Here is a 7,920-nt window from a genome sequence, read left to right on the forward strand (position 1 = left end):
CATCCAACAAAACTTTGCCGGCCTCAACGCGGGCGTCGATGTGAACCGCTCCTTGTTTGCCGGAGGCTCCAAAGCAAGTATGGATGGAGCCTATGGAAAAAAGTAACAGAGCAAACAGATTTTCAACCGAAGTGCGGGCGCGCGCGGATCCGATGATATTTGAACATGAACACGAATACGTCAATCAATCTGCAGCGATTATGGCAATCGCGCCAAAGATCGGGTGTGTCCGGGCATCTTTGCGAGGTTCCTCACTGTAACACCTCACTGTGACAGACCCTTGGAATATTCTCTATAAAACAGTAGCTTATTAATATTAATTACTGTTTGAGAAGGTGGTGGAGCCAAGGGGAATCGAACCCCTGACCTCTTGCATGCCATGCAAGCGCTCTCCCAACTGAGCTATGGCCCCATCCGGGTGCGGGCAGTGCGAGACCGCCCGCGTGGGTTACTGATTTCGCCTTTTCAAAGCAAGCATAAAATCAGCGGTCAATCGTCGTCGTCAGCGGCAACATCGGCGATATCGTCAAGCGAAACATCGTCGTCATCGTCGTCATCTTCAAGGACATCATCGCCCAGATCGACGTCTGCATCATCCTCGTCGTCTTCGAGAACCACTTCTTCTTCGGCTTCTTTTACAGGCTTTGCGCTCGCATCCGGTTTATCAGCAACCATCGTCCGGCTGGCTTTGCCAGTCTCGATGTTGACGACTTCGCCCGTATACGGGCTGACCACCGGATTGGTGTTCATATCGTAAAACCGCTTGCCCGATGTTGGGCATAGGCGTTTTGTGCCCCATTCTTCCTTCGGCATAGGTAGTCCTTCGTTCAGGAGGTCCGTGTGGAATGTCGCGCCAACTGCCATATGTACCAGCGTCTGTCAAAGCCTTTTGACGCTGTATCTGCCCTTGTCGAGCGAACACAGTCAAAGCTAGGGTCTCTAAAAGCACAAGTACAACAATCGAGGCATGGACATGGGTTGGTTGAGGCCATTGGACAACCCCGGAGATGGGATCACAATCCGCCGAATAGCGCGGGCGCGGCGCATGACGCTGCGGGTTTCGCGTCTGGATGGGTGTGTGACCTTGACGATGCCGCTTTCAACAACCGACCGCGCGGCGCGGGCTTTCCTTGATGACCACGCCGAATGGATCTTCAACGCGCGCCAGAAAACTGCGCCTGCAACCCCCTTGCGCGTCGGGACTGACCTGCCCGTTGAAGGCACGGTGCGCCGGATCGAACAGGGGCATGGGCGTCAGGCGCGGATATTCGATCAACGTATCGAAATGCCGACGCCGCGCGCGCTTACGTCGACGCTAAGACACCTCGCCCGTGACCGGGCCCTGCCGCGGATTGATCACTACAGCGCGCGCGTGGGGCGCACGGTCACAGGTGTCAGCTTCCGCGATACTCGATCACGCTGGGGGTCATGCACCTCGCAAGGCAAGCTGATGTTGTCATGGCGTCTTATCCTCGCTCCACCCGAGATTTTTGACTACGTGATCGCCCACGAGGTCGCCCACCTTGTCGAAATGAACCACTCGCGTGCCTTCTGGTCGGTCGTTGAAACCCTACGCCCCGATTACCGCGCTTCGAAAAACTGGCTCAAAACGGATGGCCCGGGGCTTCATCGGTATCGCTTTGATTGACGCGGGCGTGGCTTTTGTGATCACAGTGTTCACATGTTAAGTCGTACCGCCGATCCACTTCCCGCCGCCCACGATCGCGTCTACCGCGTCTTGCGCGCCCGTATCATGCACGGAGAAATCGACCCCGGCGACGCCCTGACATTGCGTGGCGTCGGCAAAGACTTCGGGGTCTCGATGACACCGGCACGCGAAGCTATCCGGCGCCTTGTTGCCGAAGGTGCGCTGACGCTTTCGGTATCGGGGCGCGTCTCGACGCCCGAATTATCTAACGACCGCATCGAGGAACTTGCTGCTTTGCGCGCCCTCATCGAAACCGAACTTGCCAGCCGGGCACTGCCTCGCGCTCATATGGCTTTGATCGAACGCCTCGGGCTGATAAACAACGTTATCTCTGAGGCCATCGTCAAAGGCGATGCCGTTGCCTACATCCGCACGAACCTCGAATTTCACCGAACGCTCTATTTGCGCGCTCAGGCCCCTGCGATGCTTGCCATGGCCGAGACAGTGTGGCTGCAGCTTGGCCCGACCATGCGGGCACTCTACGGGCGTCTCAAGCGCACCGAGGTGCCAAAGGACCACCGTCTGATCCTTGCCGCCCTCAGGGCTGGCGACGAGCCGGGGTTACGCCTTGCGGTGCGCAGCGATGTCACACAAGGCCTCAGGATGCTGGCGAATTAGGCCGTGTGGGCGTCGTCGAGTGATCTCCTAGAAAGGATTTCAGGATTTCCGCCACGCGCCCCGGATGCGTCTGAGGGAAATTATGCGTGCCCGTAGGCAATTCCACATGATGCGCATTCGGGTTCAACGCCGCCAAGGTCCCCATGGCAGAAATCGAGATAACCCCATCCTCACGTCCCCAGATAGCCAGCACCGGTGTGTCATAATCAGTAATCGCGCGGTGATCCTCGTCCAGCGTTTTTGCCAGGATATGGCGGCGCGAAGACAAAAGAGACGGCAAGTACCCGCGTTTGCGCGTTTCTGATGCAAGCCGCTCCGACAGGTTCGGGATCACGGTTGGCGCGGCGCCTTCCCCAGCCAATTCGCGGCGCAAATCCCAGCCACCCGCCACCGGCATCAGCCAATCGCCAATCACCGGGTACGTCCACAAACGATCCTTCGGTGTTGTATAGACCGGCTGCAGACCGGACGGGGCCATCAAGATCAATGCTTTGATATTCAGGCCTTCTTCGGCGGCAAAGGCTGTCGCCAGGCTACCTCCCATGGAATAGCCAACCACGGTCAAAGGCCCGTGGATCCCGAGGTGATCCAACAGATCCCGCAATTGGCGCAGGAAATAGTCTATATCCTGCCGACCGCGCGGCCTCGACGACCAGCCCCGTCCATAAAGATCATACGTCAACACACGATATCCCAACGCCGCTAACGCGCGCGCCGTCCCTGCGAAGATAAACTGAGGCGAGGACAGCCCGTGAATACAAACCGCGATGGGTCCGCGCTTTGGGCCAGTCCAGCGATAATGCGTCCGCCCCGATGGCAGCTCTGCGATATTGCCGGGTGCGAGGCTTTGCGCGGCACGTGTCATAGGCTGGCGCAATGCTTCCGCAATCAGGGGAGCGGCAGCAACCGCGCCTAAAGCGACCCATCCGATTAAACTCATGCGCCCATCATAGCCGGTTTGGCCCCTCAAGTGTCGCACGCCGCCGCGCGGCCGCTTCACGCCAGATCAGCACCATCCCCGCGATCAGGATCAAAGCGATACCGCATAAGGCCGCTCCATCCGGAATTTCTGCAAACAATACGATCCCAAAAACCACCGAAAGAGGCAGCGCAATATATTCAAACGGCGCTACCAAGGCCGCTTCCGAGCGGCGATAGGCCTGCGATATCATATAGCCACCGACAGAAGTCACCACGCCTGAAAACACCATCAACGACAGATCAAACGCCGCTGGCCACTCCCATGCGCGGAACAAAAACACCGCTGACGGATGGTCAAACACGTTGAATTCGCCGTGCCCAAGCACCAGTCCGGCGGTGGTCGACACCATCAGGAATGTGCCCTGAATATAAAAGACCATCGCCGTCGCGTTTTCGGTTCCGCCAATGCGCCGCGTCAGGATGTGTAGGAACGCATAGCCCACCGCCGCCAGCAGCGGCAAAAGCGAGGCAATCTGAAACGCGCTCGTTCCCGGACGGACCACGATCAAGACACCGACCAGCCCAAGCAGGATCGCCGCCCAGCGGCGTGGTCCGACGTATTCGCCGAGGAAAACCACCGAAAAGACCGAGATCAAAAGCGGGCTCACAAAGAAGATCGCCACGGCATCAGCAAGGGGCAGGGCCGCCAGTGCCAGAAAAAAGCAGAAGTTCGCAAAGACGACGCAAAGCCCGCGCAATAGGTGTGTTTTTAGTTTGTGAGTCTTTAGCATCGCCATAGTTCCGGTGAGAGGCACCAAAACGGCCAGCACAAACAAAAGCCCCACGGTCGAACGCAGGAACATCACCTGATACAACGGATAATCCCCGGACAGGAACTTAATTATCACGTCATTCACTGAAAACGCCGTGACAGCGGCAAGCGCCCAATAGGCGCCAGTGAAGGTTGTCCGTTCTGCGTCGGTCAATGACATATCAAACCAGAAATAAGGAGCGCGACGCGCGTTATCGCAGGGCATGCTCCAGTGCGTCGAGAAAACGCGACCGATCTGCCTTTGTAAAGCCTTTGCCGCCGCCTTGGCGGAACGGATCCGCGGCGCGCAGATCAGCCGCAAGATCGCGCATCGCCAGTGCATTTCCGACATTGGTAGCGGTCAACCGCTCGCCATTGGGCTTTAAGACAAGCGCACCCGCTTCAACCGCGCGCGCGGCCAAGGGAATGTCGCTGGTAATCACCACATCTCCGGGGCCCACTCGCTCAGCGATCCAGATGTCAGCAACATCCGGGCCATCTGCGACATAAACCATTTCAACCAATGGATTGGTGGAAGGGCGAAGCCCGCCATTGGCGACCATCTTCACTTCGACCTTGCGCCGCGTTGCTACCGCTTCAACTTGGGCTTTGACCGGGCAGGCGTCTGCATCGACGTAAATTATCGCCAAAGTGCTTCCCCATGAAACGCAAGGTGTTCCTCCATGAAGGTCGACACAAAGAAATACGAGTGATCATAACCCTTTTGCATCCGCACCGTGGCTTCCGTGCGCCGCCGCATCAACGCTTCGGCCAGGCATTCGGTCTTCAACAAATGACCAAACTGATCGTCTGTTCCCGTATCAATCAGCACTGGCAGGCCGTCAAAAGCACCGCCTTCGGCAAGCGTTGTCGCATCATGCGCAGCCCCCGCCTCGACGCTACCAAGATAGGCTTCAAACTGCTTTTTGCCCCAATCGCTCACGGTTGGATTGCAGATAGGAGAGAACGCCGACACAGATCGGAATCTTCCTGGCGACTTCGCCGCAAGCGTCAACGCACCGTGGCCACCCATTGAATGGCCTGTGATTGCCTGACGGTCGCGGTCCAGCGGAAATGCGTCGAATATCAGCGCCGGCAAATCCTCAAGCACATAGGTCTGCATGCTAAAATGTGAGGCCCAAGGCGCTTCGGTAGCATCGATGTAAAACCCGGCACCCTGTCCGAGATCATAATCGTCATGATTGGCGACATCTTCACCGCGCGGTGACGTGTCCGGAAATACAATCGCCACTCCGTGCTCGGCCGCCCAAGCCTGCGCGCCAGACTTCACCATCGCGTTCTCGTGGGTGCAAGTCAGACCGGACAGATACCAAAGGACCGGCACCGGCCTATCGGCTGCCTCCTCTGGCACAAACAACCCAAAAGTCATTGTGCCGGTCGTTGCACGTGACGTATGAGAATAGACCCCCTGCACACCGCCAAAACACCGATTTTCAGACAGCGTTTCCATCATATCCATCCTTCCTTTAGCTTGCGCTGATCCAAGCAATCACCGCCGACACCGTCACAATTGAGGCCGCCGTCGAAATCAGTATCGAAGCCGACACCCGCGTTGGCGCAACGCCATAATGCTGCGCCAGAATATAGACATTGCCCGCCACCGGAAGGGCGGCCGCGGCGATCATCACACCCGCTGCATAGGGATCAACCGGCCAGATAAACAACGCCGCGATCGCCACAGCACCCGGATGGAGCACCAGTTTAGCAAACGACAGCCACCCCGCCACCGACAAGCGTTCGGCCGACTTGCTTGCCAGGCTCGCACCGATTGCGAAAAGAGCGCCGGGGGTTGCTGCCGCACCAAGCAAAGTCAGAAACTCGCCCACCGGGGCCGGGATCGGAATGCTAAGTGCCGACCAAAGCAACCCAAGCGTGATCGAAACGATCATCGGGTTTTTCAACAGACCCAACGCCACAGTGCGCAGGACACCGATTGACATACGCCCATCTCTCGATCCGGTTATCAGGATCACAATCAGGCTACCAAAGAAGATCAGATCGACCGCTAAGACCAGAATAACCGGCCCGACGGCCTCGGCCCCAAGCAACAACGTTAGCATTGGCACGCCTAAGAAACCAACGTTGCCAATGACCCCGCACTGCGCCTCGAAAGCCGCCTCTGCGACGGGGCGCTTTCGGATCACTGCCACGAAAGTGACCAGCGAATAGACCAGCAAAGAGGCCGATAAATAAGCGGTGACGAAGGTCCAGTCGATAATCTCGGCAATTGACAGATTCGCAGTAAAGCCAAAAAGCATGGCCGAAAGCGCGAAATAGAACACGAATTTCGTCAGATAGGCCGTCGCCTCTTCGGTGAAAAAACGCGTGCGGCCACTTGCGTAGCCAAGCGCGATAATTGCGAAAAACGGCAATGTTTTTAGAAAGATATCCCACATATTACCGCCGCGTAGCACGTTGAGTAGATCGGCTCAAAGCGAAACGCCAGGGCGGGGCGAAAAAAAAGACCGGGCGCAAAGCCCGGCCAGTCTAACAGGGAGGTAAACTACAGTGGCAAAGCCACCTCGTTCAACAAGGACTTAGGCACCCAAAGCGCCCCAATCAAGAATTTTCTGACCATTTGGTAAGCAAACCGGCTATGCAGTAGGCGCATGGCAAACAATCACGCGTCGTGCTGAAGCGCTGCGGCCTTGATGCGTTTGCGTTGTGCGATGATCTCTTCCGTCACAAAGTCACGAAACGCCGCGATCCGGCGTGACTGCCGCAATTCTTCAGGATAGGCCAGAAACACAGGGATTTCATTGCTTTCCACTTCGGGCAGAACGCGTTGAGCATCCTGAATATCTTCCACCACATAATCCGGCAGAATGCCTATGCCCAGATTTGACCGCATCGCCTGCAACACGCCAAAATAGTTGTTCACGGTCAGCCGCGAAGTGACATCATGGGTCAACAACTCTTTCACAAGACTTGCGCCCGCAATCACTTGCGTCGCTTGCGTGTTGAGATAAATCAGTCGGTGTTTTTTCAGATCATCCAGCGTCTCCGGCACGCCTCGGCGCGCAAGATACTCAGGCGTCGCATAAAGCCGCATATGAACGGTCATCAATCTACGACGGATCAGGTCGGCCTGGCTTGGCTCCTTCATCCGTATAGCCACATCTGCCTCGCGCATAGGCAAATCCAGCACGCGCTCGTCCAACATCAGGTCGATATTCAGCTCTGGGTACTTGTCATAAAGTTTGGACAGTCGCGGCGCCAACCAAAGCGAGCCGAACCCGATCGTTGTCGTAACCCGTAATTCGCCGAAGACTTCTTCCTCGCTGTCGCGGATGCGGGCTTCGGCCGTGTCCAGGCGTCGTGACATCGCTGACGCCGCATCAAACAGTAATTCGCCCTGCTCGGTCAGGATCAGCCCCCGCGCGTGTCGGTGAAAAAGCGTCGTGTTCAGGCTTTCTTCCAACGCCCGTATTTGCCGTGAAACGGCAGATTGGCTCAAGTGCAGAACGTCGCCCGCGTGGGTCAGACTTCCCGCATCGGCCACGGCGTGAAATATTCGCAGCTTGTCCCAGTCCATATCAGAGCTTTCTGTCGGTGGTGGCGGTAACAGGTTGCAACTGCTTACCCGCAGGCCCGCTACAAATGCAAATGCCGACATGACAAAGGTTTCATTTGTAGGTCAGAGTGTTTGACCTATACTTGACCAGCACACGGGAGGCACTCATGAGTCGGCACACCATCACCTTGCACGACAAATACGACCTTTCAAAAGAGGCCGTTTTGCTCAATGGCTCGCAGGCCTTGGTGCGTCTCATGCTGATGCAGCAGGCACGCGACGAAGCTGACGGCCTTGATACCGCAGGTTATATTTCGGGGTACCGCG

9 protein-coding genes, 1 tRNA gene and 1 pseudogene are annotated in these 7,920 nt (G+C 57.0%); 3 read left to right on the forward strand and 8 right to left on the reverse strand.

All coding sequences use genetic code 11. The annotated features are described in order from the left end of the window. Window positions 1–92: 92 nt before the first annotated feature. Window positions 93–245 (forward strand): annotated as a pseudogene (locus AC221Y_RS16695) (IS3 family transposase); the annotation flags it as partial. Window positions 246–336: 91 nt separating this feature from the next. Here the strand turns inward: AC221Y_RS16695 and AC221Y_RS16700 are convergent. Together AC221Y_RS16700 and AC221Y_RS16705 are read right to left on the reverse strand one after the other, a co-directional pair. Further along, window positions 337–412: transfer RNA gene (locus AC221Y_RS16700), tRNA-Ala, on the reverse strand. A gap of 77 nt (window positions 413–489) precedes the next feature. After that, window positions 490–813 carry a TIGR02300 family protein gene (locus AC221Y_RS16705; protein ID WP_299754017.1) on the reverse strand — a complete coding sequence of 108 codons (324 nt, stop codon included), beginning with the start codon at window positions 811–813 and terminating at the stop codon, window positions 490–492. Between the two features lie 160 nt (window positions 814–973). On the opposite strand from AC221Y_RS16705, the gene AC221Y_RS16710 reads away from it, so the two are divergent. Together AC221Y_RS16710 and AC221Y_RS16715 are read left to right on the forward strand one after the other, a co-directional pair. Continuing rightward, window positions 974–1,648 (forward strand): M48 family metallopeptidase, encoded by a 675-nt coding sequence (locus tag AC221Y_RS16710; RefSeq protein WP_299754016.1) that lies wholly within the window; start codon window positions 974–976, stop codon window positions 1,646–1,648. 33 nt (window positions 1,649–1,681) lie between these two features. Further along, window positions 1,682–2,326, forward strand: coding sequence for a GntR family transcriptional regulator (locus AC221Y_RS16715; protein WP_299754015.1), 645 nt, complete (start codon window positions 1,682–1,684; stop codon window positions 2,324–2,326). On the opposite strand, the gene AC221Y_RS16720 is transcribed toward AC221Y_RS16715, so the two are convergent. From AC221Y_RS16720 to AC221Y_RS16745, 6 genes are all read right to left on the reverse strand, one after another. Beyond that, complete coding sequence (locus tag AC221Y_RS16720) at window positions 2,307–3,266, reverse strand: alpha/beta fold hydrolase (protein ID WP_299754014.1); 960 nt, start codon at window positions 3,264–3,266, stop codon at window positions 2,307–2,309. The genes AC221Y_RS16715 and AC221Y_RS16720 overlap by 20 nt on opposite strands. Before the next feature lie 7 nt (window positions 3,267–3,273). Further along, window positions 3,274–4,239: a DMT family transporter gene (locus AC221Y_RS16725; protein ID WP_299754013.1), complete on the reverse strand. Its 966-nt coding sequence runs from the start codon at window positions 4,237–4,239 to the stop codon at window positions 3,274–3,276. A 31-nt stretch (window positions 4,240–4,270) separates the two neighbouring features. Then, window positions 4,271–4,702: a YaiI/YqxD family protein gene (locus AC221Y_RS16730; RefSeq protein WP_486707799.1), complete on the reverse strand. Its 432-nt coding sequence runs from the start codon at window positions 4,700–4,702 to the stop codon at window positions 4,271–4,273. Continuing rightward, window positions 4,699–5,529, reverse strand: coding sequence for an S-formylglutathione hydrolase (fghA, locus tag AC221Y_RS16735; RefSeq protein WP_299754033.1), 831 nt, complete (start codon window positions 5,527–5,529; stop codon window positions 4,699–4,701). The genes AC221Y_RS16730 and fghA overlap by 4 nt, the downstream gene beginning before the upstream one ends. 16 nt (window positions 5,530–5,545) lie before the next feature. Next, window positions 5,546–6,475 carry an AEC family transporter gene (locus tag AC221Y_RS16740; protein WP_486707798.1) on the reverse strand — a complete coding sequence of 310 codons (930 nt, stop codon included), beginning with the start codon at window positions 6,473–6,475 and terminating at the stop codon, window positions 5,546–5,548. Between the two features lie 224 nt (window positions 6,476–6,699). Next, the gene (locus AC221Y_RS16745; RefSeq protein ID WP_486707800.1) at window positions 6,700–7,614 is read right to left on the reverse strand and encodes a LysR family transcriptional regulator; all 915 of its coding nucleotides are present in this window, start codon (window positions 7,612–7,614) and stop codon (window positions 6,700–6,702) included. Window positions 7,615–7,920: the final 306 nt, after the last annotated feature.

This window comes from Boseongicola sp. (assembly GCF_057460485.1).